At 65.5% G+C, this 22778-nt stretch carries 23 protein-coding genes and 1 tRNA gene; 12 read left to right on the top strand and 12 right to left on the bottom strand.

Translation table 11 applies throughout. The annotated features are described in order from the left end of the window. Nucleotides 1-133: 133 nt before the first annotated feature. The 3 genes from ACFO0J_RS02525 to ACFO0J_RS02515 all read left to right on the top strand — a co-directional run bounded on the left by ACFO0J_RS02525 (nucleotide 134) and on the right by ACFO0J_RS02515 (nucleotide 2849). The gene (locus ACFO0J_RS02525; RefSeq protein WP_376811487.1) at nucleotides 134-1648 is read left to right on the top strand and encodes a sensor histidine kinase; all 1515 of its coding nucleotides are present in this window, start codon (nucleotides 134-136) and stop codon (nucleotides 1646-1648) included. Beyond that, on the top strand, nucleotides 1645-2256 hold the full coding sequence (locus tag ACFO0J_RS02520; RefSeq protein ID WP_376811486.1) for a response regulator transcription factor: 612 nt from the start codon (nucleotides 1645-1647) through the stop codon (nucleotides 2254-2256). The genes ACFO0J_RS02525 and ACFO0J_RS02520 overlap by 4 nt, the downstream gene beginning before the upstream one ends. A gap of 107 nt (nucleotides 2257-2363) precedes the next feature. After that, on the top strand, nucleotides 2364-2849 hold the full coding sequence (locus ACFO0J_RS02515) for a GlcG/HbpS family heme-binding protein (protein WP_376811485.1): 486 nt from the start codon (nucleotides 2364-2366) through the stop codon (nucleotides 2847-2849). Between the two features lie 44 nt (nucleotides 2850-2893). Here ACFO0J_RS02515 and ACFO0J_RS02510 read toward each other — a convergent pair whose 3' ends face one another. From ACFO0J_RS02510 to ACFO0J_RS02490, 5 genes are read right to left on the bottom strand one after another with little or no spacing between them, the layout of a single operon-like run. Further along, on the bottom strand, nucleotides 2894-3604 hold the full coding sequence (locus tag ACFO0J_RS02510) for an LrgB family protein (RefSeq protein WP_376811484.1): 711 nt from the start codon (nucleotides 3602-3604) through the stop codon (nucleotides 2894-2896). 1 nt (nucleotide 3605) lies between these two features. After that, a complete protein-coding gene (locus tag ACFO0J_RS02505) occupies nucleotides 3606-3941 on the bottom strand; it encodes a CidA/LrgA family protein (protein WP_376811483.1) in 336 nt (111 codons plus the stop codon). A 15-nt stretch (nucleotides 3942-3956) separates the two neighbouring features. After that, nucleotides 3957-4547: a c-type cytochrome gene (locus ACFO0J_RS02500; protein WP_376811482.1), complete on the bottom strand. Its 591-nt coding sequence runs from the start codon at nucleotides 4545-4547 to the stop codon at nucleotides 3957-3959. Next, a complete protein-coding gene (locus ACFO0J_RS02495; protein WP_376811481.1) occupies nucleotides 4544-5188 on the bottom strand; it encodes a cbb3-type cytochrome c oxidase subunit II in 645 nt (214 codons plus the stop codon). The genes ACFO0J_RS02500 and ACFO0J_RS02495 overlap by 4 nt, the downstream gene beginning before the upstream one ends. Before the next feature lie 9 nt (nucleotides 5189-5197). Then, a complete protein-coding gene (locus tag ACFO0J_RS02490; protein ID WP_376811480.1) occupies nucleotides 5198-6853 on the bottom strand; it encodes a cbb3-type cytochrome c oxidase subunit I in 1656 nt (551 codons plus the stop codon). Between the two features lie 180 nt (nucleotides 6854-7033). On the opposite strand from ACFO0J_RS02490, the gene ACFO0J_RS02485 reads away from it, so the two are divergent. Together ACFO0J_RS02485 and ACFO0J_RS02480 are read left to right on the top strand one after the other, a co-directional pair. Then, entirely contained in the window at nucleotides 7034-8449 is a 1416-nt protein-coding gene (locus ACFO0J_RS02485) for an aminotransferase-like domain-containing protein (protein WP_376811479.1), read from the top strand. A gap of 164 nt (nucleotides 8450-8613) precedes the next feature. After that, nucleotides 8614-10266: a methyl-accepting chemotaxis protein gene (locus tag ACFO0J_RS02480; protein WP_376811478.1), complete on the top strand. Its 1653-nt coding sequence runs from the start codon at nucleotides 8614-8616 to the stop codon at nucleotides 10264-10266. Here ACFO0J_RS02480 and ACFO0J_RS02475 read toward each other — a convergent pair. Further along, nucleotides 10234-10779 carry a cytochrome b gene (locus ACFO0J_RS02475; RefSeq protein WP_376811477.1) on the bottom strand — a complete coding sequence of 182 codons (546 nt, stop codon included), beginning with the start codon at nucleotides 10777-10779 and terminating at the stop codon, nucleotides 10234-10236. The genes ACFO0J_RS02480 and ACFO0J_RS02475 overlap by 33 nt on opposite strands. Nucleotides 10780-10940: 161 nt before the next feature. Between ACFO0J_RS02475 and tpiA the strand changes: the two genes are divergently transcribed. The 3 genes from tpiA (at nucleotide 10941) to ACFO0J_RS02460 (ending at nucleotide 12358) form a co-directional block, all read left to right on the top strand. Then, a complete protein-coding gene (gene tpiA / locus ACFO0J_RS02470) occupies nucleotides 10941-11693 on the top strand; it encodes a triose-phosphate isomerase (protein ID WP_376811476.1) in 753 nt (250 codons plus the stop codon). A gap of 35 nt (nucleotides 11694-11728) precedes the next feature. Continuing rightward, nucleotides 11729-12181 (top strand): preprotein translocase subunit SecG, encoded by a 453-nt coding sequence (secG, locus tag ACFO0J_RS02465; RefSeq protein WP_376811475.1) that lies wholly within the window; start codon nucleotides 11729-11731, stop codon nucleotides 12179-12181. 92 nt (nucleotides 12182-12273) lie between these two features. After that, nucleotides 12274-12358, top strand: a tRNA-Leu gene (locus ACFO0J_RS02460). A gap of 153 nt (nucleotides 12359-12511) precedes the next feature. Here the strand turns inward: ACFO0J_RS02460 and ACFO0J_RS02455 are convergent. Beyond that, nucleotides 12512-12970 (bottom strand): hypothetical protein, encoded by a 459-nt coding sequence (locus ACFO0J_RS02455; RefSeq protein WP_376811474.1) that lies wholly within the window; start codon nucleotides 12968-12970, stop codon nucleotides 12512-12514. A gap of 178 nt (nucleotides 12971-13148) precedes the next feature. Between ACFO0J_RS02455 and ACFO0J_RS02450 the strand changes: the two genes are divergently transcribed. Then, nucleotides 13149-13949: a DUF169 domain-containing protein gene (locus ACFO0J_RS02450; protein WP_376811473.1), complete on the top strand. Its 801-nt coding sequence runs from the start codon at nucleotides 13149-13151 to the stop codon at nucleotides 13947-13949. A 3-nt stretch (nucleotides 13950-13952) separates the two neighbouring features. Here ACFO0J_RS02450 and ACFO0J_RS02445 read toward each other — a convergent pair whose 3' ends face one another. Then, entirely contained in the window at nucleotides 13953-14561 is a 609-nt protein-coding gene (locus tag ACFO0J_RS02445) for a TetR/AcrR family transcriptional regulator (RefSeq protein ID WP_376811472.1), read from the bottom strand. Between the two features lie 104 nt (nucleotides 14562-14665). Further along, nucleotides 14666-15838 (bottom strand): isovaleryl-CoA dehydrogenase, encoded by a 1173-nt coding sequence (locus ACFO0J_RS02440; RefSeq protein ID WP_376811471.1) that lies wholly within the window; start codon nucleotides 15836-15838, stop codon nucleotides 14666-14668. A 206-nt stretch (nucleotides 15839-16044) separates the two neighbouring features. Between ACFO0J_RS02440 and ACFO0J_RS02435 the strand changes: the two genes are divergently transcribed. Genes ACFO0J_RS02435 through ACFO0J_RS02425 form a run of 3 tightly spaced genes read left to right on the top strand, consistent with a single transcriptional unit; the run spans nucleotide 16045 to nucleotide 19386 of the window. Next, nucleotides 16045-16545, top strand: a complete 501-nt coding sequence (locus tag ACFO0J_RS02435; RefSeq protein ID WP_376811470.1) for a nuclear transport factor 2 family protein — start codon at nucleotides 16045-16047, stop codon at nucleotides 16543-16545. A 44-nt stretch (nucleotides 16546-16589) separates the two neighbouring features. Beyond that, complete coding sequence (locus ACFO0J_RS02430) at nucleotides 16590-17804, top strand: ABC transporter substrate-binding protein (protein ID WP_376811469.1); 1215 nt, start codon at nucleotides 16590-16592, stop codon at nucleotides 17802-17804. A 1-nt stretch (nucleotide 17805) separates the two neighbouring features. After that, complete coding sequence (locus ACFO0J_RS02425) at nucleotides 17806-19386, top strand: class I adenylate-forming enzyme family protein (protein ID WP_376811468.1); 1581 nt, start codon at nucleotides 17806-17808, stop codon at nucleotides 19384-19386. A 1-nt stretch (nucleotide 19387) separates the two neighbouring features. Here the strand turns inward: ACFO0J_RS02425 and ACFO0J_RS02420 are convergent, their stop codons facing one another. From ACFO0J_RS02420 to ACFO0J_RS02410, 3 genes are read right to left on the bottom strand one after another with little or no spacing between them, the layout of a single operon-like run. Next, nucleotides 19388-20209, bottom strand: a complete 822-nt coding sequence (locus tag ACFO0J_RS02420) for an enoyl-CoA hydratase/isomerase family protein (protein ID WP_376811467.1) — start codon at nucleotides 20207-20209, stop codon at nucleotides 19388-19390. Then, on the bottom strand, nucleotides 20184-20975 hold the full coding sequence (locus tag ACFO0J_RS02415; RefSeq protein ID WP_376811466.1) for an enoyl-CoA hydratase/isomerase family protein: 792 nt from the start codon (nucleotides 20973-20975) through the stop codon (nucleotides 20184-20186). The genes ACFO0J_RS02420 and ACFO0J_RS02415 overlap by 26 nt, the downstream gene beginning before the upstream one ends. A gap of 12 nt (nucleotides 20976-20987) precedes the next feature. After that, nucleotides 20988-22613 (bottom strand): class I adenylate-forming enzyme family protein, encoded by a 1626-nt coding sequence (locus ACFO0J_RS02410; RefSeq protein ID WP_376811465.1) that lies wholly within the window; start codon nucleotides 22611-22613, stop codon nucleotides 20988-20990. Nucleotides 22614-22778: the final 165 nt, after the last annotated feature.

The following is a 22778-nucleotide window of genomic DNA, read 5'->3' as shown; positions in this document are numbered from 1 at the left end:
ACGGCCCTGATGGCCGGCGTTGCGCTCAAGTGCGTCTGGGCGGTGTGCACCACGCACCAAGGTATCATTTGACTCTTGGATCAACTGCCTCCGGAGCGTGCCTATGCGGGATCGGCCGACGTCGCGTGGATCGATGCGCGCGAGACCCTGGGCGATCCTGGCCTGGGGCTTATTGCTGTTGCTGGCGATCGGCGCGATGGCGCTGTGGCAGCAGCGGTCGCTGGCTCAGGAACTGGAACGGGAAAGCGGTGCCCTGAACCGGCTGCTGTCCCAGCGGGCGGGCCAGCACGATGCGCACCTGACGGCCTTGTCGGCCATTGCTTCGGCGTCCGCCGAGCCGGAGCGCGAACTCTTCCTGGAGGTCGCGTCCACGATCACCCATTTCTATCCGCGCATCGACGACGTGCAGCTCGTGCCGCTCGATGCGCAGGCGCCGGTGATCGGCACCGGCCCCCTGGCCCCGGATCTCGCGGACAGGATACGCGCGGCCGCACGCGCATCCACGGGGGACATCGCGCTGATGCCCTATCCGGGACGGGCGCATCATTATCTGATGGTCAAGCGCAGTCCCAACACGCCTGCGGCGCGCTACGGCCTGGCGCTGGGGATCAACGCTGAAAAACTGGTCGACGAGGCGGGCGCCTTTTGGCACCGGCCGGGTGTCGTTCTGGCCCTGGCCATGCCCGACGGCCGGCCGCTGGCGGGCCAGAGCCATCCTTCCGGCGTCGTGCGGTCCGGCCGCGTCATCGATAGCGCGTCCCAGCCGCTGATCCTGGAAACCGGCCTGAACGTCGGCTGGGCCGATCGCTTGCCGCCTGCGCCGACCGCGCTGCTGCTGGCCCTCGTCAGCCTGCTCTACTGGGCGGCGCTTGGCGCCTGGCGGCAGCGGGCGCGCGCCCGTGTGGTGGCGGAACAGGCGCGGATCAACGCGTTGGAGTCACGCCTGGCCCACGCCTCGCGGGTCAATGCCTTGGGCGAGATGGCCAGCGGCCTGACGCATGAACTGACGCAGCCGCTCACGGCGATTCTGGCGCAGGCGCAGGCCGGCCGGCGCCTGGCGGCGTCGGGGCAGGGCGCCGCGCTCGAATCCGTGCTGGACGGCATGATCGCCCAGGCCCGCCGCGCCTCGGCCATTCTGGACCGGTTCCGCGACTGGTCGCGTCCCCGGCCGCCGTCGAACGCCGCGTTCGACTTGAGAGAAACCGTGCGCAACGTCCAGGCGCTGCTGGCGCCCAAGGCCGCCTCCAGCGGGGTGCGGATCGAGTTCTCCGTGCCCGGCGATCCCGTCCTGGTGCGGGCCGATCCGGTGGAAATGGAACAGGCGGCGTTCAATCTCGTGCGCAACGCGATCGAGGCCGTGGAGGGGCGGGCGGATGCCCGGATCGCCGTCGATCTGCGGCCGCAGGGGGGCCGTGCCGTGCTCGACGTGGTGGACAACGGCCCCGGGGTTGCGCCCGACATCCGCGCGGACCTGTTCACCCCGTTCGCCACCACGCGGGAAGGCGGCATGGGGCTGGGCCTGGCGCTGAGCCGGCGCCTGGTCGAGCGGATCGACGGCGACCTGGATCTGATCGATGGGCCGAATCCGGGCGCGACCTTCCGGATGGCGATTCCGCTGGCCGGGGCGCAAGAGGAGGATCCGTCATGACCTGTCCCGTCTATCTGGTGGACGATGACGAGGCCGTGCGCGAGGCCCTGTGCCTGCTGCTGTCCACGGTCGGCATCGAGGCCCGGGGTTTCGCCGATCCGGGCCTGTTCCTGGCCCAGGCCGATCGATTGGCCCCCGGTTGCCTGATCCTGGACATCCGCATGCCGGGGATCTCCGGGCTCAAGCTGCAGGAACGTCTGGTAGGCCAGGGCGTGGATTGGCCGATCATCGTCATCTCGGGCCATGGCGACATCGACGCGTGCCGGCGCGCGTTTCGCAACGGCGCGATCGACTTTCTGTCCAAGCCGATCGACGAACAGGACCTCATCGATGCCATCCAGCGCGGGCAGGATGCGCTGGACGGCCAGTTGCGGCGGCGCGCGCAGCAAGCCGAGACCCTGGAACTGCTGGCGGCGCTGACGCCGCGCGAGCGCCAGGTGCTGGATCGCGTCGCCCAGGGCTACACCACGCGCCAGATCGCCGACGCGCTGGAATTGTCGCCGCGCACTGTCGAGACCCACCGCGCCGCCATCGGCGCCAAGCTGGGCACCACCTCGCAGGCCGAACTGACGCGTCTGTGGATCGAGGGCCAGCCGGGGACTCCGTAGAACTACGGACCTGCGCGCGAACCCCACGAATATCCGCGCGGCCGGGCGGCCGGTAACCTTTCACGTGTTCACTCATTCAACCCCGAACACCCTTGAAAGGAACCGACATGATCCGCAAACTCTCCCTCGCCGCTCTCCTGTGCTCGCCGATCCTGGCCTCCGCCGCGACCCAATTGCCCACCGCGCCGTACCTGCCGCTGGAACTGGCGACCAAGGCCGCCGACGCCGCCCTGAAGGCGTGCGTTGCCCAAGGCCACAACGTCAGCGTCGCCATCGTGGCGCGTGACGGCAGCACCAAGGTCCTGCTGAAGGGCGACAACGCCGGTCCTCACACCGCCAGCAGCGCCATCGGCAAGGCCTTCACGTCCGCCGGCATGGGCCGCGACACCGCCGGCCTGGCCGAGTTCATCGCCTCCAAGCCCGCCAATGACGGTCTGCGCGACATGGATTCCCGCATGGTCATCCAGGCCGGCGGTCTGCCGGTCAAGTTCGGCAAGGCGCTGGTGGCCGGTATCGGCGTCGGCGGTGCGCCCTCGGGCGACATCGACGCCGGCTGCGCGGCCGCAGGCCTGAAGGTGATCGGCGCGGAATAAGTTTTTCCGCCTGAGACCCGGTGCCCGCCTCGGCGGGCCCGTATTCAATAGCCCGCGAGGCGGAAGGCCAGGGGCAGGAACACGGCGGTCAGCAAACCGGCCAGCCCCATGCCCAGCCCCGCGAAGGCCCCGTCGCGCGGGCTGACCTGCATGGCTCGGGCGGTGCCGATGCCGTGGGCGACCACGCCCAGGGTGAAACCGTGCGTGCAGGGATCCGAGAGCCGTAGCCGGGCCAGCACGGCCTGCGTCATCAGGGCGCCCGCCACGCCGGTCAACATGACCAGCGCGGAGGTCAGCGAGGCCAGCCCGCCGAGTTTCTCCGACAACTCCAGCGCGATGGGCATGGTCACGGATTTTGCCGAGATCGACAGCACCGTGGTCCTGGACGCGCCGAACAGGGCGGCCAATCCCATGGCAAGTGCGATGGAGATGCCCGAACCCAGCAGCGCGCCCCGGCAGAATCTGAACCAATGGCGCCGGATGATCTTCATCTGGTGAAACAGCGGAATGGCCAGCGCCACGGTGGCCGGTCCCAGCAAGAGATGGATCATGCGGGCGCCGCTGAAATACGTGTCGTAATCGACCTCGGCCAGGATCAGGACCGTGACCAGAAGCGCCGTCGAGACGGCGACGGGATGCAGCAGCGGCGAGAAGTTCGCCCGGCGCTGGATCGTCAGGGCCAGGCGGTAGACGGCCAGGGTCGCCAGCAGCCAGGTGATCGGCAGGCGGATGACGTGCTCGAAGGTGGCGTGCATGTCAGTCCTCGCCGTCCAGGCCGCGCACCAGATACGCCGTGACGACGATGGACGCCAGGGTGCTGCCGAACACGGCCGCCAGGATGGCGGGCCATTCGTTCGCCAGGCGTTCGAATTGCGTCATGATGCCGACGGCCGCCGGGATGAACAGCAAGGCCAGGTGGCGCAGGAAGCGCGAGGAAAACCGGATCAGCTCGCTGTCCTGCTGCTGCCGCGCGATGAGCCACAGAAGCAGCAGGATCATGCCGATCACGGGCCCGGGGATGGGGACGGAAAGCGCGAAGGCCGCCGCCTCGCCCAGAACCTGGAACAGCAGCAGTGTGATGAAGCTGGTCATGATGTGATGAAGAGGCTAGGGTGGTTCGTGCCGGAGTTCATTTTCTCCGGCCCAGGGATGATTCCGGGAGGCCGTGGCTTTGCGGACGGCGGCGACCAGCGGGACTTCGATGGCCGGCTGGTCGTTGCCCCATGCGCTGCGGATGTAGGAAAGCAGTGCCGCCAGTTCGGCATCATTGAACTGATGGCCGAACGCCGGCATTTCGCCATGGTACAGGGTGCCGGATACCGTCAGGGCCCCCGTCACGCCATGCAGGACGATGCGGGTCAGGACTTCGGGCGCGCCCTGGACCCATTCTGAGCCTGCCAGAGGCGGGAAGACGCCTGGCAGGCCCTGGCCTTCGGCCTGATGGCAGGCCTGGCAGGCCGTCGTGAAGATCCGTCGGCCGTCGATGGTCTGGTCCTGTGGGACGGCTGTGCCGGCCAGCAGGCCCGGGTCGCGGTGGTCGCCCAGCGCGGCGGGGCTGTCGGGGGCCGATGCCACGATGTAATAGATGCCCCAGGCGAACAAGGCGGCGATCAGGCCCAGGAGTAAGCGCGGCACCGGATTGTTCAGCTCGTGCGGGTCTGCGTGCTCGGTCGCGCGGGATTGCTTGCGGGGGCTCATGACGGCTCCTTTTGCCGGGCGTCGGATCCGGATGGGGCCGGTGCCGCGGGCAGTCCCGCAGAGGACACGGGATACGTCCGGTTCAGGCTGAGCAGATAGGCGACCAGGTCCAGCGCCTCCTGTCTGGCGACGACCGCCTGCGCCTCGCCGACCGTGCCGGGCGGCAGATGGACCACTTTGTCGCCTTCGGTGACCTGGTCCGCCGTCTTGATTTCGAACAGGAAGCGATACGCCGGCATGTTGCTGCCGGGCGTATAGGCGCGCGGCTGGAACAGATGGCCGAGATGCCAGTCCTGGCTGGGCTGGCGGGCGCCGATATTGAACAGGTCGGGACCTGTGCGCATGCTGCCCAGCAAAGGGGGATCGTCGTAGAAGTAGTCCCCGGCAACGGAGGCCCGTCCCCAGCCTCGGCTGGCATCGAGCACGCCTGCGCCCGTGGTGCTGGGCTGCTGGCTGTGACAGGCGATACAGGCATGTGCCTGGTACGCCTGCCGGCCGCGGAGTTCCTGGCTGGTATAGGGTTTGAGCTCGGCAGGAGCAGGCTCGTGCCGCAGTTGCAGGAAGGGCACGACGATCATGGCCGAGGTGGCGAGAGACAAGGTCACCATCGAGCCGAGGACGAGCTTGAGTTCGTTTTCCATGGCGTGTCTTTATCCGGTGAAGGAAGGGGATGGGGGCAGGGGCGTGATGTCCTGGCGATCGGCGGTTGAGAAAATGCCGGATCGCAGCGTGATCAGGACCACGTGCAGGGCGAAGACCAGATGGCCGAGCGTCATCAGGGCGCCGCCCACTGATCGCCCTTGCAGCCAGGGCATCGTGACGGCCACCGAGTCCATGAAGGTGCGGGTGGGGTCCAGCAGCGTCAGGCCTTGCAGCACGCCGCCGATGCTGAGCGTCGTCATGTAGACGCCATAGCCGGCCACCACGAGCCAGAAGTGGCAGGCGATCAGGCCGGGCCTGGGCCAGGCCGTGTTCAGGATGCGCGGCAACACGAAATAGAGGCCGCCGAAGATGACCATGGACACGAAGCCGTACATGCCCAGGTGGGCGTGCGCCACCGTGAAATGCGTGAAGTGCGTGATGGCGTTCAGTGAGCGCAGGGCTTCGAACGAGCCCTGGATCGACGCCAGCGTATACATCATGGCGCCGAACACGATGAAGCGCAGCACGGGAGAATGGCGCAGTGCGCTGAAGTGCCCCCGGAGCGTCAGGTGCTGATTCACCGAGAACGCCAGGACGGGGATGACCATCATCACGCTCTGGACGATGGACAGCGTGATCAGCCACTCGGGGATCGGACCGCCGATCAGATGGTGCGCGCCGACCTGGCCGTAGAAGAATGCGAGCGTCCAGAAGCCCAGCAGGGACAGGTTGTAGGACTGCACAGGCCGCCCGATGACCTTGGGCAGGAAATAGTAGATGGCGGCGAGCGACAGCGGCGTGTAGAACAGGCCGAGCACGTTGTGGCCGAACCACCAGTTCATGGTGGCCTGTTCGACGCCGAAGTGCACGCCCGGCGCCTTGGCCACGATGTAGAGCGCCGGGAACCAGAACAGGGCGGCGCCCATGTACCAGACGGAGACATACAGGTGCTTGACGGTGCGGCGGGTCAGCATCAGGGCCATGGGCAATCCAATCAGCATGCCGCCTATGGCGAACAGGACGCCGATCTGCCAGGGGATCTCCAGCCATTCCAGACCGGCATTCAGGCCGACGGCCAGCCCGCCCAGGCCTGCGATCAGTGCTGCATTCCAGAGCATTGCGCCGAAGATCACCAGCCGGCCGCCCAGAAGCGGGGTCTGCAGCAGGCGGGGCAGAAGCCAGATGGCAAGACCGAGCAGCCCCATGGGCGCCCATCCGTAGGCGACGCCGTTCAGGTGCAGCGTGCGCAGCCTGCCGAAACTGAGCCAGGCCGTGTCGGTCAGCAAGTCGGGCCAGTGCAGCTTGAGTGAGCTCATCAGTCCGGCAAATGAAGCCGCGATCAGCCAGGCCACGGCGCACCCGATCAGGACGAATGCGGGCAGGGCGCTGGAACGGTCCGCCGCTTCCCGCGCCGCCATTTCCTTCGGAGAAGTCCTGGTGTCGTGGCCGGGGACGAGGTGTGCGCCGGAGATCGCCGCCAGGGAGCGGTGCTGCGTGGGGCCTGCCGATGGATCTTCGGGCCGGCCGATCTCGCCGCTGGAGAAGATGGTGCGGGCGCCGCTGGACTCGGTCTCGAACAAGCCCTTGCGCAACGACCAGATGAAGGCGAAAAGTCCGGCGATGGACAGGATGAAGGTGGCCAGCAGCACAGCGGTCGGATTCATGGAGGCGGTCCTTGGATCGGTGGGGAATCCCGCTGGGAACAGGAACCAGCGATGAATGCAGGCAGCTTATCTTTTAGTGCTCAAATATTGAATAATCAGTTTTATGAAAAAATACCGTATCAATTCATGGGGACGGGTATCATCCGCGCGCCGTTTGGAACCCCGTCGGCAGGAGGCATCGTGAAACTTTATGAAGCGCTGGCGGCCGAATTGGCGGCCGCCATTCATGCAGGGGAGCTGAGGGCGGGGGACAGGCTGCCTTCCGTGCGGCAGGCCACGGCCAATCGCGGCGTCAGCGCCTCGACGGTTTTCCAGGCGTACTACCTGCTCGAGGGACAGGGCCTGATCCGGGCGCGGGATCGCTCGGGCTACTACGTGTCCCACGGCGCCAGGCTCCTGCCGCCGGAGGCCGATACGCCGTCCCATCCCGTCGACGAAGCGGCGGTCGTCGATATCAGCAACACGGTCTTCGAGGTGCTCGAATCCGCCATGACGCGCGAGATCGTGCCGCTCGGTTCGGCATTCCCGGGCCCGCTGCTGTTTCCGCTGGATCGCCTGGGACGGGACTCGGGTGCTGCGGCCAGGCGGCTGGATCCCTGGAGCACGGTCGACGACCTGACGCCCGGCCACGCCGATCTGCGCCGCCAGATTGCCTTGCGCTACCTGGCCGCCGGCCTGCAGGTCCATCCAGACGAGATCGTGGTGACGAACGGGGCGCTCGAGGCCTTGAATCTGTGCCTGGCCGCGGTCACGCAGCCCGGCGATACCGTCCTCATCGAAGCGCCGACCTTTTATGCCGCCTTGCAATCGCTCGAGGATCGCCGGCTGGAAGCGGTCGAGGTCCCCACCCATCCCCGGGAAGGCATCCAGTTGGACGCGCTGGAGCGCGCCATCTTGCGGCATCGGCCCAAGGCGTGCTGGCTGATGACGACATTCCAGAATCCTTTGGGCGGCCTGATGCCGGATGCGAAGAAGCGGGCGCTGGTGGAACTGCTGGCGCGTCACGAGGTCCCGCTCATCGAGGACGATGTATACGGTGAACTGTATTTCGGCACGCGGCGCCCGGCGCTTGCCAAAAGCTTCGACACGGCCGGGCTCGTGATGCATTGTTCGTCGTTTTCCAAGAGCCTGGCGCCGGGTTATCGCGTCGGCTGGGCGCTGCCGGGGCGTTATGTCCGGGCTGTTGCGCGGCGCAAGCTGACGACTTCCCTGGCCTGTCCGATCCTCCCGCAGATGGCGGTCGCCCGGTATCTGGAAAAGGGCGGCTATGACCGGCACCTGAGGCGGTTGAGGAAGATCCTGCAGATGCGTCAGACGGCTTTTGCGCAGGCGGTCGGCCATTACTTTCCCTCCGGCACACGGGCCACCAGGCCTGTCGGCGGCTATTTCCTCTGGGTGGAAATGCCGGAGGGCGTCGATGCCCTGGAAATTCATCGGCAGGCGCTGTCATGCGGCATCAGCGTGGCGCCGGGGCCGATCTTCTCGGCCAAACGGGAGTTCACGAATTGTCTGCGCTTGAATTACGGCCATGCCTGGGACGAGCGCACCGAGGCGGCCATCAAGACGCTGGGGACGCTGGTCGCTGCCGCGAAGTGATCCGAACTCGTTGATACCTATAACAATTGGGCATAACAGAAAGAATCAGATACGGGATGGTGCGCGTGGATGTTCTGATTAAGATGGGGCTGGGCTTCAAGTCGGGTCAGCCGGAGGGTTTCTGATCAGGCGTGGGGCATCCCCATCCAGAACGAGACCCCACCATGCGCAATCTGAAAATCGGCACCCGGCTGACCCTGGGCTTTGGCTTCGTGATCATCCTGCTGCTGGTGATGTCGGGCATCGGCGCCTGGCGCATGCTGGACACGCAGCAGGACAATCAGGCGCTGGATCAGCGGCTGAGGATCACCGCGCTCGTCCAGCAGATGGCGCGTCAGATCAACAAGGGCGCCAATCTGACCCAGGCGACGCTGGCGGCCGATCCCGACACACTCCGGCGCCTGAAGCAGGAGATCGAAGTCGTCGACCAGCAGGCGGGCGAGGTGGCCGGTCGGTTGGCGGAATCGCTGGCCCGGTCCCAGGCGGCCGAGCTGCTGCAGGGCATCAGTCAGGCCCATGACGCCTTCATCCAGCGACGGGGCCAGGCGTTCAAGGATCTCGACAGCGGCAATTACAGTGAGGCCGAGGCCTTCTTCAATCAGGAAATGCCCAGGCAGACGGCCGGACTGATGGACCGGATCGACCAGTTGTCGCAACAGCAGGCCGATTCCGTGCAGCGCCTGTTCGATGAAAGCGAGCGGACGAGCCGGCTGGGCCTGAGCATCCTGGCAGTGGCCACCCTGCTGGCCCTGATCCTGGGGCCGCTGTTCGCCTGGCGCGTGACGCGCTCCATCACCCATCCGCTGCGGCGCGCCGTGCATCTGGCCGAGGCCGTCGCCCGGCGCGACCTGAGCACCGACATCGTCGCCCGCGGCCGGGATGAAATCGGCCAGTTGTTGAACGCCCTGGCCACCATGACCCGCAACCTGCGTGGCGCCCTGAGCGAAGTGCGTGGCGGTTCGGACGCGATCGCCTCGGCCTCGGCCGAGATCAGCGCCGGCAACCTGGACCTGTCCTCGCGCACGGAACAACAGGCCAGTTCCCTGGCCGAGACCGCCGCCACGATGGAGCAGATCACCGCCACCGTACGCCAGAACGCCGACAACGCCCAGCAGGCCAACACCCTGGCAGCCTCCGCCGCCAAGACCGCCACGGACGGCGGCGCCATCGTCGCCGAGCTGGTCTCCACCATGAGCGAGATCAACACCAAGTCCCAGCAGGTCGCCGACATCATCGGGGTGATCGATTCCATCGCCTTCCAGACCAACATCCTGGCCCTGAACGCGGCGGTCGAAGCCGCCCGCGCCGGCGAGCAGGGCCGCGGCTTCGCCGTGGTCGCCTCTGAAGTTCGCGCGCTGGCGCAGCGGTCGGCCGGCGCCGCCAAGGAAATCAAGGGCCTGATCGACACCTCGGTGGCATCCGCCGCCAAGGGCAACGAGCAGGCCTCGCGCGCAGGCGCCACGATGCAGGACATCGTGGACGGCATCCACCGCGTCACCGACATCATGGGCGAAATCAGCGCGGCCAGCCGCGAACAGACCACGGGGATCGAGGAAATCAACTCCGCCGTCACCCAGATGGACGACGTCACCCGCCAGAACGCCAGCCTGGTCGAAGAATCGGCGGCCGCAGCCAGCAGCCTGCAGGAACAGGCCGACACCCTGGCTCAACTGGTCGCGACCTTCATGCTGGACCAGGATCAGGACCAGGACCAGACTCAGCCCCGGATCGGGGCTGTTGAAACAGCAGCGGCGGTTTTGCAGCCGCCCTTGCGCCTGACGGCGTCAGCGGCCCTTTCCCGGGCGCATTCGGGCTAAGGTCTCGTCCCGATCGATGAAGTGGTGCCAGAGGGCGCCGATGATGTGCAGCGTGACCAGGGCGATCAGGATCGGCCCGGCATAACCCGCGTGTATCGTGTGGATGGCCTTGGCCGCCGCCTTGTCCTCGGCCAGCCAGACCGGGACGGAAAACAGGCCGAAGACGCTGACCGACTGCTGCGCGAATTGCGACATCAGCAGGCCGGCGATCGGCAGGGCGAGCACCAGGACGACCATGGCCCAGTGGACTGTGGCCGCCAGGCGCGATTGCCAGGCCTGCCCGATGGGCGGCGGCCGGCCGGTGTTCAGCCGCGTGATCACCCAGACGATCATCAAGGCCAGGGCCGTCACCCCGAAGCTCTTGTGAAAGAACATGAATTGGCCCTTGGCGGGATCGCCGCGCTCGTAGCCGCCGGCAATGAGCACACAGGTCACCGCTGCGGCGATGACGATGAACAGGGCCCAGTGCAGGAATTTGAGCGACGGACTCCAGGTGGTGGTGTGAGCCGGCATGCGATCCTCCTATCGGTGTGTCACACCCCTTTGGGGTGCCTGATGGGATGAGGTGTTCGAAGACGTGTGTTCGACCTTGGATGCTTTCGATGACTATACCTGACATCGACGCGGCACGCGCAAACACGCTACAATTCAGGGTTACTCTTTGTAGGGCTAGCATGAACCACCACACTCGCAAGCGCCTCGTCATGGGCAATTGGAAGATGCACGGCAGCCTCGCGGCCAATGCCGCGCTGCTGGACGGCCTGGCCGCCGGCGCGATGCGGGCGGGTGAGACCCAGTTGGCCGTGTGCGTGCCGTTCCCTTACCTGGCGCAGGCGCAGGCCGCCTTGGCGGGCACGCCGATTTCCTGGGGCGCCCAGGACGTCAGCGTCCATACCCAGGGCGCCTACACCGGTGAAGTCGCTCCGGCCATGCTGGCCGACTTCGGCGTCACCTGGGCGTTGTGCGGGCACTCGGAACGCCGCGCGCTGCATGGCGAATCCAGCGATCTGGTGGCCGCCAAGGCTGCGTCCGCATTGGCGGCGGGGCTGACCCCGGTCGTCTGTGTCGGCGAGACCCTGGCTGACCGGGACGCCGATCAGGTCGAACGTGTCATCGGCGAGCAGCTCGCCCCGGTCCTGGCGCTGGGCGCCGAGGCCCTGGCGCGCCTGGTGATTGCCTACGAACCCGTCTGGGCCATCGGCACCGGCCGCACCGCCACGCCCGAACAGGCCCAGGCCGTGCACGCCTTCATCCGCGCCGCCCTGGCGCAGCACGGCGCCGGGCAGACCCGCATCCTCTACGGCGGCAGCGTCAAGGCCGCTAATGCGGCATCCCTGTTCGCCCAACCCGACATCGACGGCGCCCTGGTGGGCGGTGCGTCGCTTGTCGCCGACGAATTCCTCAACATCGCGGCTGCGGTCGCCTGATCCGAGAACACCATAAGGTCCGGAGTCCTATCATCATGCAATGGCTTTCCTCGATCCTGCTGACCCTGCAGGTCATCTCTTCGCTTCTGGTTATCGTGCTGGTTCTGCTGCAGCAGGGCAAGGGCGCCGACATGGGCGCCGCCTTCGGCAGCGGCTCGGCCGGCAGCGTGTTCGGCTCCGCCGGCGCCGCCAACTTCCTGTCGCGCGCCACCAAGTGGGCGGCCATCATCTTCTTCGTCACCACCGGCGGCCTGGCCTGGGTGGCCCACCATCCCGCCGGCTCACCCATCGAATCCGGCATCATGCAAGGCTTCACGGCCCCGGCCAAGGAAGCCGCCCCGGCCGGTTCCGCCGTGCCCAGCGTGGGCGGCGGCAGCGCCGTCCCGTCCGTGCCCGCCGCACCGTCCGCGGGCGCCGCAGTGCCGTCGGCGCCGTCGGCAGGCGACGCTTCGGTGCCGGCCGTTCCGGCCCCGGCCGACAAGAAATAAGACGGCTTCTTTGCCGGTCCTGGCGCGCTCCCCGCCCGCCAAGACCGGTGTGTTTTCATGCTAGAATGCCCGTCTTTGTCGCAAGGCAAAATGCCGTCGTGGTGGAATTGGTAGACACGCTATCTTGAGGGGGTAGTGGCGAAAGCTGTGCGAGTTCGAGTCTCGCCGACGGCACCACCGAATTGAGAAACCCGCATGGACTTGAGCCATGCGGGTTTTTTGTTGTGTGTAGTGATCGAAGCTGCGCAGGCAGATCCAGCGTGTCCTGGGTTTCAGGTACTCTTTTTGATGCTTTTTCGAGCGTGCCTGGCCGGTCCTGTGTGAGGCATGCTAGGACGGAGCGAATTCAAACGTATCCATCTCAGGATCTTCCGGCGCTTGCACAGTGCTCACGTCAAAATCCAGGGCATTCTTGTCGTTCTTGCATGACTTGGACATGATGACCTTGTCCTTTTTATAGACAATCAGTCCGGTGAACGCCCAGCCTTTGCCCATGCCGTCGTAGGCGACGTAGCTATATTGGCCGTTTGCAAACCGGATATAGCTGGCGACGCCGCCGGAAAACATGACGAGGCCTTTGTAGACCTGTATGTCCTTTTGTCCGGCAGCGAGGGACAGCTCTGCCTTGTCCTTCGTGCCATAGCGATAGGCGGGCGCCGTGCCGAGATCCGTCAAAGAGAGGGTCTTGCCGTTTTCCAGCGTGCAGCCCGCCGTGTCGGCTGCAAGCGCTGTGGCGGACAAGCAGGAAAAGAGGGCGAGGCCTGCCAGGGTTTTGACGTGCGGTTTCATCTGGGCCCCATGAGTTGATGTGAGTGATTACGCTAGCATAAATGACAAAAAGCAAGCATCGAATCATCATCCCCCCATAAGCGGCCACGTCCCCATCGCGCTGCCCATCCGCTAATATCCATCCTCATGCCGCCCGCGCCGTCGGGCAGGCGAAGGATGACGACAGGAGACGCCTCGCATGACCCAAAAGACCCCGGCCGACCTTGCGGCGCTGGCTTCGGACCTCGAGCGCATGCTCAAGCTGCGTACCCCGCCCATCGGGATGAAACTGTGCGAGTCGGTCGAGGTTTTCGACGCGATCCCGCGCCTGCGCCGCCCGCAAGCCATCCATACCCTGGACCAACTGGTGGGGCAAGCCGCGCGCCTGGGCTGGATTCTTGGGGTGACGTCTGACGACTTGGTGGGGGATCAGTGCCGTGCCGTGGTGGGGCTGGGCGGCCAGGATGAGGAATGGTACAGCGGCCGTGCCATGACGGGGGTCTGGTTCGCCAGGATCGAGGATTCGGCCCGCCACCAGGCGGCCATGGATGTTGTGCCGGTGGGCCGTTACCGGGCGCTGGTGGTGGCGCCGCTCGAACGCTGGGCGGGGTTTGGCGATGAGGTCGGTCCGCCGGACATTGCGCTGTTCTATGCGACGCCGGGCGCGATGATCTATTTCATCAACGGCCTGCAGTGGTCGGGCTACGAGCGCTTCGACTGGAGCGTGGTGGGTGAATCCTCGTGCGCCGATTCCTGGGGGCGGGCATTGCGCACGCGCAAGCCCAGCCTGTCGATTCCCTGTTTTGCCGAACGCCGTTACGGCGGGGTGCTGGATGATGAGATGCTGATGGCGCTGCCGCCGGCCGACATCGAGAAGTCGCTGGCGGGGATGCGCGCGCTTGCCAAGAACGGCCTGCGCTACCCCTTCGCCACGTATGGCATCCAGCAGGATGCGCGTGCGGGCATGGGGGCCAGCTATCCCGTGAAGGCGAAAGAGTAGGGGTCAGTCGAACAGCGCGCGCGCCACGAATTTCTCGTAGGTGGAGATGACTTTGTCCAATTCGAGCTTTGAGCGGCTGATGTATTTGTACTGGTACAGCATGGTCAGGTAGCTGCGCATGCCCATGAGCATGAAAACGACGATGCCCAGCTCATCTTCGTCGTAGCCCGAGACCTCGCCCCGCTGCGCGCTGCGCCGGATCGCGCGGAAGTAGCCTTCGTAGAACACTTTGACGTGATGATGGAAGGCCTTGGGGGCGAAGATTTCCGCCTCGTTCAGAATGCGCAGGAACCCCGGTGTCTTGCGGCAAAAGTCGAAGTAAGCCTCGACACGGCGCTTTTCCCGGGCGAGGCCGGTCAGGGATTCGTCGAGCTGGGTGCGGATGTAGTCGAGCAGTTTCTGGCCGAGGTTGGGCAGAAGCTGGTCGAAGAGATCCTGCTGGTTCTCGAAGTAATTGTAGAAGGTGCCCTTGGCGACATTGGCCCGGGCGACGATCTTGTCGACGGAAGCGCCTGCGTATCCTTCTTCGGCGACGGTCTGGATGGCGGCATCGAACAATGCGCGCCGGGTTTCTTCGGATTTGTCTGAGCGGGTTTTCTTTATTTTTAACATGTGTGGGCATCACCCCCATCGCTTTTGGTGGTCATCCGAGCCTGCCGGGGCATTATACCGGCCGCATGGTTTCGTACGGGCGGGCCTGGGCGGCCCGGATGGGCTCAGGCCGTTTCGGCGAAGAGCTCGCGGCCGATCAGCATGCGCCGGATCTCGGATGTGCCGGCCCCGATTTCCCAGAGCTTGGCATCGCGCCAGTAGCGGCCCGCCGGAAAGTCATTGATGTAGCCGTTGCCGCCCAGGATCTGGATGGTTTCGCCTGCCATCCAGGTGGCCTTCTCGGCGAGATAGAGGATGACGCCGGCTGCGTCTTTGCGCAGGCTGCGCGAATGCGGCTGGCGGTCGCAGACATGGCCCAATGCGTAGAGATAGGCGCGGCAGGCCTGCCAGGTGGTGTACATGTCCGCGAGCTTGCCTTGCATGAGCTGGAACTCGCCGATGCTGCGGCCGAACTGCTTGCGTTCGTGCGCATAGGGCAGGGCCGTGTCCATGCAGGCGGCCATGATGCCCAGAGGGCCGGCGGCCATGACGGCGCGTTCGTAGTCCAGGCCCGACATGAGCACGGCAACGCCCTGGCCTTCGCCGCGAAGGACGTTTTCCGCCGGCACGACGCAGTCGTCGAAAAACAGGGGGTACGTATTCGAGCCCCGGCAGCCGAGCTTGTCGAGTTTGGCGCCGTGGCTGAAGCCCTGCATGGATTTCTCCACGATGAAAGCGGTGATGCCTTTGGAGCCGGCCTTGGGGTCTGTCTTGGCGTAGACCACCAGTGTGTCGGCGTCTCCGCCATTGGTGATCCACATCTTGGAGCCGTTCAGGACATAGTGGTCGCTCTCGCGGCGCGCGTGCAGTGTCATGTTCACCACGTCCGAACCGGCGTTGGGTTCCGACATGGCGAGCGCGCCGACGTGCTCGCCGGAGACCAGCTTGGGCAGGTAGCGCTGCCGCTGCTCGGGCGTGCCATTGGTGTACAGGACGTTGACGCAGAGGTTCGAGTGCGCCCCGTACGACAGGCCCACGGCGGCGGAGGCCCGGGTGATCTCTTCCATGGCGACCATATGCGCCAGGTAGCCCATGTCGACCCCGCCGTAGGCTTCGTCGATGGTCATGCCCAGCAAGCCCATCTCGCCCAGCTTGCGCCAGAGGTCGGCCGGAAAGTTGTTGTCGCGCTCGATCTCCGCCGCGCGCGGCGCGATCTCGGCAAGCGCGAACTTGCGTACGGCGTGGCGCAGATCCTCTATCGCGTCGCCGAGATCGATGCTCAAACCGGGTAGGTGCATGGACAGGCCTCTATAAGTTGTCGTGTTACATGACTGGATAGTCATGAAAACTGTATTTTATAGAATCACAAGAACAAATTACAAACTTATCCTTTGGTGATGTTCGTTGATGAAAAATCCATTTATTGACTGAACAGTCATTTGTAATTATATTTACGGCATGCCGTACCCAACAGTCTGGAAGCCTCTGGATGCAGGAGGGACACATGATGGTCGAACGCGTTGCGGTGGAACAGGCCTCGGTCGAGGCTGAGCTGGCTCGGCTGAACGCCGAGTACTGGTTCCGGGTCGATCGGCCCCAGGCCGGCAGCGTCGCGCAACTGTATGCCGACGAGGGCCGGATGGTCTTTGGCGAGCGCCGGATCGAAGGCCGGGCTGCGATCGAGGCCTTCTTCCTGGCGCGGAACGCAAGCCGGCCGGTGCGTACGACGCGCCACGTTTCGTCCAACTTGCGGCTCGAGGCGCTGGGCCCCGATTGCGTGCGCGTGCATTCCATCATCACGGTCTATTCGGGCCTGGGGGCTTCCCCTCTCGAAATCGACACGCCGTCCTCGGTCGTCGACTTCACGGATATTTGTACGCGACGGGATGGCCGCTGGACCTATGTCGAACGCTGCGGCTCGGCGATTTTTGTCGGCCCCGGGGCGGCCCCATTCCTGCTGGAACAATTGCCGCCGCAGCATCGATGGCGGGCTGCGAATCCCTGAATCTGCCTTTTGACCCACACTGAGAATCAAGACCAGGAGACGACATGAAGATCAAACAGACCGCTGCGATCGTCGCAGGGATGCTTGCGCTGGCTGCGGGCCCGGGCGTCGCCCGGGCGCAGGCCAAAGACCAGCCTGTGCGGATCGGCGCGATTGCCGACCTTTCCGGGGCCTATTCGGGCCTGGCGGGTCCCGGCATCGGCGTGGCGATGGAGATGGCGGTGGAGGACTTCGGGGGCAAGGTGCTGGGCCGTCCCATCGAGGTTCTGATCGCGGATTCGCTGCTGAAAGTGGATGTGGCCACCAGCCGCGCCCGGGAGTGGATCGATCAACAGGACGTGCAGATGATCCTCGAGAGCTCCGATTCGGCGTCCGCCCTCGCGCTCCAGAAGCTGACCCGGGAAAAGAAACGCGTCTCGGTCTTTACGTCGGGCGCGACGGCGCTGATCAATGACCAGTGTTCGCCTTATGGCATGCAGTGGGCGTGGAACATCTATGCGCTGGCCAATGTCACGGGCAAGGCCCTGACCCAGGGCGGCGGCAAATCGTGGTACTTCATCTCTGCGGACTATGCGTTCGGCAAGGCCTTGCAGGAAGAGACTGCCAAGGTGGTCGAGCAGGCGGGCGGCAAGGTGGTGGGGTCGGTCAGCCATCCCTTCAAGGCAACGGATTTCGCCTCGTTCCTGCTTTCCGCGCAAAGTGCGAATCCCGATGTGATCGCCTTGGCCAACGCAGGACAGGATACGCAGAATGCCGTCCGCCAGGCGCGTGAATTCGGCCTGACGACGGGCAAGACCAAGGTCGCCCCTTTGATCCTCTTCGATTCCGACGTCAAGGGCATGGGCCTGGATCTGGCGCAGGGCCTGTTGTTCACCACGGCTTTTTATTGGGACCGTACGCCCGAGTCCCGCACCTGGTCCGAGCGCTTCTATGAGCGTCGCAAGCTGATGCCCACGATGAATCAGGCGGGAGCGTACTCGGCGACGATGCATTACCTCAAGGCGGTGGCTGCGGCGGGGACGCTGGAGGCGGACGCGGTCATGGAGCAGATGCGCAAGATCCCGGTCAACGACTTCTTCACCAGCAACGGCCAGGTCCGCAAGGACGGGATGATGGTGCACGACATGTATCTGGCCCAGGTCAAGACGCCGGCTGAATCGAAAGGCCCGTGGGACATGCTGACGATCCGGGATACGATTTCGGGCGACGAGGCCTTCCCCAGGCTGTCCGACAGCACGTGTCCGCTGGTCAAGGGTTGACGTGACCCGCCCGCCGGCCCTCGCGCGGCACGAGGCGCCGGAACTGGCGCAGGCTTTGGCCCGGTTCCGATCGCTCAATGCACTGATGGACCATTGGGCCGCCGTGCAGCCCGATCGGATTGCGCTGATCGGGCCGCGCGGCCAGGGCGTCTGGTCCAGGATCAGTTGGTCGGCGCTGCGCCGGGAATCCGTCGAGCTGGCCCAGGGGCTGCGGGCCCGGGGCATCGCAACGGGCGACCACGTCGGCATCCTGGCCGACGGCGAATCCTACGTGGACTGTCTGGTGGGATATCTGGCGCTGCTGCGGGCCGGCGCGGTGATGGTGCCGCTCAATCCCCGCTTCGTGGATGACGAGCTGCGCTACGCCATCGGTTTCTCCGACTGTGTGGCGATGCTGGTGCAGCCTGCGCTCAGGCCGCGTGCGCAGGCTTTGCGGCCCGGCCTGCCGAAACTGCGCCTGATGCTCGATCTGGGGGATCGTCTCGCGGATGCCGGCGCGCCGGTGGCGGAAGACGATTTGCCCGCATTGGACGTCGGCGATCTGGCGAATATCGTCTTCACCTCGGGCACGACCGCCCGGCCCAAGGCGGTCATGCATACGCATGGATCGGCGCTGGCCACGGGGGCGATCTTTGCGGCGGCCTTGGGCTTGCGCAACGATGATGTGTTTCATCATGCGATCCCGTTCTTCACCAGTTCCGGCACCCAGTTCGCGCCCATGCCGGCGTTCTGGGTCGGTGCGACGCTGGTGCTCGAACCTCGCTTCGATGCGGCCGTGATGCTGCACCGGATCGAGGACGAGGGGTCGACCGCCGTCATCGGGGTGCCTTCCCATTACGTGTTCATGCTCGATGCGCTGGAGCGCGCGCCCCGCGCCTTGCCTTCGATGCGGCTGTGGGATTACGGGGGCGCGGCCATGCCGGCGGCTGCCGTGCGCGCGCTGGCGGCGAAGTATCCGGGGGTCGAACTGCGCAAGCAGTACGGCATGACGGAAACGGGGCCTTCGGGCACCTTGCTGACGCCGGATCAGGCGCTCCGGCGCATTGATTCGGCGGGCCGGCCCATGCCCTTGTGCGAGGTGGCCATTCTGGACGATGAGGGGCGGATGGCCTCCGGCCAAGCCGTCGGGCAGATTGCCGTCCGCTCGCCTGCCTGCATGCGCGGGTACTACAAGAACGAAGAAGCCAGCCGGCAGGTGCTGCAAGACGGTTGGGTGCGCACGGGCGACGTGGGCTGGCTGGACGACGAGGGCTATCTCTATTACAGCGATCGCATCAAGGACATCGTCAATCGCGGCGGGCTGAAAATCAGCTCGGTGGAGATCGAGGAGGTCCTGTACCGGCATCCAGGGGTCCTGGAGGCAGCGGTCGTGGCGGTGCCGCATGCAAAGCTCGGGGAAGATATCCAGGCCTTCATCGTCCCGAAAGACGCCGTGCGCCTGGATCTCGATGAGCTGCGCGCGTTCTGCCGCAGGCACCTGGCGGATTACAAGGTGCCCAGGCGCATCGATTGTCTGCAGGCGTTTCCGAAGAACGCCATGGGCAAGATCCAGAAGGCCGTGCTTCGAGACCTGTGCACGTGAGTCAGGGGCCGAAGCGCGCCGTGCGTTTCTCCGTGAAGGCGGTGATTCCTTCGCGCGCATCCGGTTCGCCCGAGGATGCGACCATGCATTCGCGTTCCGCCGCCAGGTGCTCCGGCAAGGACCGGTCGCCGGTGGTCTCGATCAGCATTTTGATGCGGGCCAGGGGCTCTCTGGGGCCGGCTTGCAGTCGGCGTGCCAGGGCCTGCGCGGCGGCCGCCAGTTCTTCGTCGGGGTGGACGGCATCGACGATGCCCAGCGCCAGGCAGGCCGGTGCGTCGAGCATTTCGTTCAGATAGAACAATTGCTTGGCGCGTACGACGCCGGCGCGCAATGTCAGGAAACGCGCGCTGCCGGCGTCCGGCGTCAGGCCGATGGCGGAATACCCGCAGCGCAGTGCCATGGACTGTGCTGCCAGCACATAATCCGCGCAGAGCGCCAGGCCGATGCCGCCGCCGCCCACCGGCCCATTCACGGCGGAGACGATGGGCAGGCCCGATGCGGCGAGGCGGGCGATCGCGGCGTGCAGCGGCTGGAGCAGCGATTCGAGCAGTGACGGCAGGTCGTCGATCGCCCGGCTGAAGAGATTGATGTCGCCGCCCACGCAGAATGCCTTGCCGGTGCCCTCGATCAGCACGACCCGGGTGCGCGTGTCGTTGCAGGCGTCTTCGATGGCCGCCGCCAGGGCATGGATGGCCTCGGCATCCAGCGCGTTGAGCTGTCTGGGCCGGTTCAGGGTAATGCGCGCGATGCCGTCGTCCTGGCGGAACAGGACCTTGGGCGATTCAGGCGGTTGCGGGTCAGGAGTGGCTTGATTGTCGGGCATGGCGCTTGGTCAGGAAAGCCGTGAGGCGGTCTTTGTGGTCGGCTGAATAAAAGCAGGCCTTTTCGAGGGCGAGCGAGGTGTCGAGGTTGAGGTTGACGGTGTCGCGGAGGATCTTGTTGAGCGAGGTCTTGGTGGCGCGTATCGCCATCTGCGATCCGCCTGCGAGTTCTTGGGCCATGCCGAGGGCGGCTTCGAGCAGCGCGTCGTCGTCGACGACGTGATTGACCAGACCCAGGCGCTCGGCGTCCCCGGCCGTGATCTTGCGTCCCGTCAGGAGAAATTCTTTGGCCCGGTGCATGCCGATGAGCCAGGGCCAGATCGCGGCGCCGCCATCCCCCGCCGCGATGCCTGCCAATACGTGGGTATCCGCAATCACCGCGCTTTTTCCCATGTAGCTGATGTCGCAGAACAGCGCCAGTGTCGCGCCCAGGCCGACGGCGGGGCCGTTGATGGCGGAAATGATGGGTTGGGGCAGTTCCAGCATGTCGACGATGAGGCGGCGGGCCTCGACGAACAACTGGTCGACTTCCGCGGGGGAAATGTTCGAGAACCAGTCGATGTCGCCGCCGGCCGAGAACGCCTTGCCCTTGCCCGTGAGCACGACTGCGCTGCAGTCCGAGTGCTCGGCAATGTCGCGAAACAGCCAGGACATTTCGGTATGCATGCGGGCGTTGATGGCGTTCAGCCCCTCGCCGCGCGCGAAGCGCACGATCAGGACGGCGCCGCGCGCTTCAAATTCGATCAGTTGATACTTGGACTGCCACATGGGGTTCCCTTTTTATGTCGTCGGTTCGGAATCTGCCGCGTGGGCATAGTGGGTCGAAGCCCGCGTCGCGAGTGCGCGCCGGTCCAGTTTGCCGGTGGGGGTGATGGGCCAGTCCGGGCTGGCGAGAAACAGGACTCGCTTGGGAATCTTGTAGCCGGCGAGACGGTTGCGGCAGAAGGCCTGAATGTCTTCTGCGGAATAGGTGCGTCCCGCCTCGACCTCGAGCAGGGCGGTGACGGCCTCGCCCCATTTGGGATGCGGCGTGGCGCAAATCATGGCGCGGACCACGCCCGGGATCTCGGCCAGCAGGAAGGTCTCGACTTCGAGCGCCGACACATTTTCGCCGCCGGACTTGATCATTTCCTTGAGGCGGCCCCGGTAGTAGAGGTAGCCGTCCTCGTCCAGAAAGCCCAGGTCGCCACTGTGGAAAAAGCCCTCCGCATCCATGCAGGCCGCGCTGGCCTCGGGCTGGCGGTAGTAGCCTTTGAAGAGCGCGGGGCCCCTGGCGCAGATCTCGCCCAGTTCTCCAGGCGTGGCCCAGCCGTCACCCTCGAGCCGGGCGATGCGGATCTCGCCGGACGTCGCGCGGCCGTTCGATGCCTTCATTCGTGCCTCATCGGCCCGGTCGCGGAAGGGGAAATAGGTCTGGGACCCCATGTATTCAGTAGAGCCGTACAGGCTGCCGATGTGCTTCAGGCCCATGCCGCGCACTTTCTCGAACGTGGCGGGATTGGCGGCAACCATGGTGCGCTGAAGGCTGGAGAGCAAGCCTGGCGCATAGTCGGGATGGTCGCGCATCATGAGGAAATGGGTGTCGAATCCCCAGAACAGGGTGGCCTGGCTGCTGTGTATCCGGCGCAGCGCTTCGCCGGGCTCGAAGAAGGACATGAGTTCGAGACGGGCGCCGCGCATGAGCGTCAGGCATGCCGTGGCGATACTGCCCACGTGATAATTAGGCATGCAGTGCAGGAAGATGTCGTCGGCGCAGGCCTCGAGCCCGTCGGCGTAGCCGGCTGAACCGCACAGCACGGATTCGTGCGTATGGATGGCGGGCTTCGGGAAGGAGGTCGAGCCGGACGTCAGGATCAGCATGGCGTTGTCGCCCGGCGCCACCGGGCCGCTGTCCTTGTCGGGCGCTTGCGGTGAAGCGAGGGCGAACTGGTGTTCGAGTGATGTCAGGTCATCGCGATCCGCATGGCCTTGCGCCAGCACGATCTGACGCAGGGCCGGCGCGATTCCGGATGAGCCCCGATCGATCAGCGGCTGAATGCGTTCGATGAGGGATGCGCCGCGGTGTTCGCCGGCGACCAGCAGCACGTTCGTGTCCGTCAGCGTCAGTCCCTGGATGATCTCTTCGCTGGTCCAGGTGAGATTCAGGGGCACCAGCACGGCGCCCAGCGCGCTTGTCGCGAAGAGGATCTCGAGCCACCGGATGCCGGAGGGCAGCAGATAGGCGACGTGGTCGCCGCGCTTGATGCCGAGCTGAACCAGGGCCTCTTGCATGCGGTCGCTGCGCTGTGCGAGCGCCGCATAGGTGAGCTGTTCCCGGCCGTCGTCGACGGCAATACGATCCGGCCAGGCGTCGGCTCCGTACCGCAGCAGGCTGGGGATGGTCTGGCCCCGCCACTCTTGAAACATGTGCGCCTCCTGTGCGATCCCCGCCGGTCCGTCCGGATCGGATCCTTGAGTGACATGGTATATATTTTATGACTGATCGGTCAAATTTTCATAAGAAAAAATTGGTGATGGCGGGTGCTGTTTGAAAGCATGAAAGGAATGGGTTTTGGTGTTATCAGCAGGAAT

The sequence above is a fragment of the Castellaniella hirudinis genome (assembly GCF_042651965.1).
Taxonomy (GTDB): Bacteria; Pseudomonadota; Gammaproteobacteria; order Burkholderiales; family Burkholderiaceae_B; genus Castellaniella; species Castellaniella hirudinis.
The sequence above is the reverse complement of the archived record's forward strand: the minus strand, read 5'-3'. Positions and strand labels throughout refer to the sequence as shown.

What these genes read in the sequence shown, in the direction of transcription:
- ACFO0J_RS02495 (WP_376811481.1), bottom strand. Translation starts at nt 5,188, where the DNA reads ATGGAAAACGAACTCAAGCTCGTCCTCGGCTCGATGGTGACCTTGTCT.
- ACFO0J_RS02410 (WP_376811465.1), bottom strand. Translation starts at nt 22,613, where the DNA reads ATGTTTCAAGAGTGGCGGGGCCAGACCATCCCCAGCCTGCTGCGGTAC.
- ACFO0J_RS02505 (WP_376811483.1), bottom strand. Translation starts at nt 3,941, where the DNA reads ATGACCAGCTTCATCACACTGCTGCTGTTCCAGGTTCTGGGCGAGGCG.
- ACFO0J_RS02420 (WP_376811467.1), bottom strand. Translation starts at nt 20,209, where the DNA reads ATGCCCGACAATCAAGCCACTCCTGACCCGCAACCGCCTGAATCGCCC.
- ACFO0J_RS02525 (WP_376811487.1), top strand. Translation starts at nt 134, where the DNA reads ATGCGCGCGAGACCCTGGGCGATCCTGGCCTGGGGCTTATTGCTGTTG.
- ACFO0J_RS02435 (WP_376811470.1), top strand. Translation starts at nt 16,045, where the DNA reads ATGATGGTCGAACGCGTTGCGGTGGAACAGGCCTCGGTCGAGGCTGAG.
- ACFO0J_RS02500 (WP_376811482.1), bottom strand. Translation starts at nt 4,547, where the DNA reads ATGAGCCCCCGCAAGCAATCCCGCGCGACCGAGCACGCAGACCCGCAC.
- ACFO0J_RS02475 (WP_376811477.1), bottom strand. Translation starts at nt 10,779, where the DNA reads ATGCCGGCTCACACCACCACCTGGAGTCCGTCGCTCAAATTCCTGCAC.
- ACFO0J_RS02515 (WP_376811485.1), top strand. Translation starts at nt 2,364, where the DNA reads ATGATCCGCAAACTCTCCCTCGCCGCTCTCCTGTGCTCGCCGATCCTG.
- secG (WP_376811475.1), top strand. Translation starts at nt 11,729, where the DNA reads ATGCAATGGCTTTCCTCGATCCTGCTGACCCTGCAGGTCATCTCTTCG.
- ACFO0J_RS02510 (WP_376811484.1), bottom strand. Translation starts at nt 3,604, where the DNA reads ATGCACGCCACCTTCGAGCACGTCATCCGCCTGCCGATCACCTGGCTG.
- tpiA (WP_376811476.1), top strand. Translation starts at nt 10,941, where the DNA reads ATGAACCACCACACTCGCAAGCGCCTCGTCATGGGCAATTGGAAGATG.
- ACFO0J_RS02415 (WP_376811466.1), bottom strand. Translation starts at nt 20,975, where the DNA reads ATGTGGCAGTCCAAGTATCAACTGATCGAATTTGAAGCGCGCGGCGCC.
- ACFO0J_RS02445 (WP_376811472.1), bottom strand. Translation starts at nt 14,561, where the DNA reads ATGTTAAAAATAAAGAAAACCCGCTCAGACAAATCCGAAGAAACCCGG.
- ACFO0J_RS02455 (WP_376811474.1), bottom strand. Translation starts at nt 12,970, where the DNA reads ATGAAACCGCACGTCAAAACCCTGGCAGGCCTCGCCCTCTTTTCCTGC.
- ACFO0J_RS02480 (WP_376811478.1), top strand. Translation starts at nt 8,614, where the DNA reads ATGCGCAATCTGAAAATCGGCACCCGGCTGACCCTGGGCTTTGGCTTC.
- ACFO0J_RS02520 (WP_376811486.1), top strand. Translation starts at nt 1,645, where the DNA reads ATGACCTGTCCCGTCTATCTGGTGGACGATGACGAGGCCGTGCGCGAG.
- ACFO0J_RS02490 (WP_376811480.1), bottom strand. Translation starts at nt 6,853, where the DNA reads ATGAATCCGACCGCTGTGCTGCTGGCCACCTTCATCCTGTCCATCGCC.
- ACFO0J_RS02440 (WP_376811471.1), bottom strand. Translation starts at nt 15,838, where the DNA reads ATGCACCTACCCGGTTTGAGCATCGATCTCGGCGACGCGATAGAGGAT.
- ACFO0J_RS02430 (WP_376811469.1), top strand. Translation starts at nt 16,590, where the DNA reads ATGAAGATCAAACAGACCGCTGCGATCGTCGCAGGGATGCTTGCGCTG.
- ACFO0J_RS02450 (WP_376811473.1), top strand. Translation starts at nt 13,149, where the DNA reads ATGACCCAAAAGACCCCGGCCGACCTTGCGGCGCTGGCTTCGGACCTC.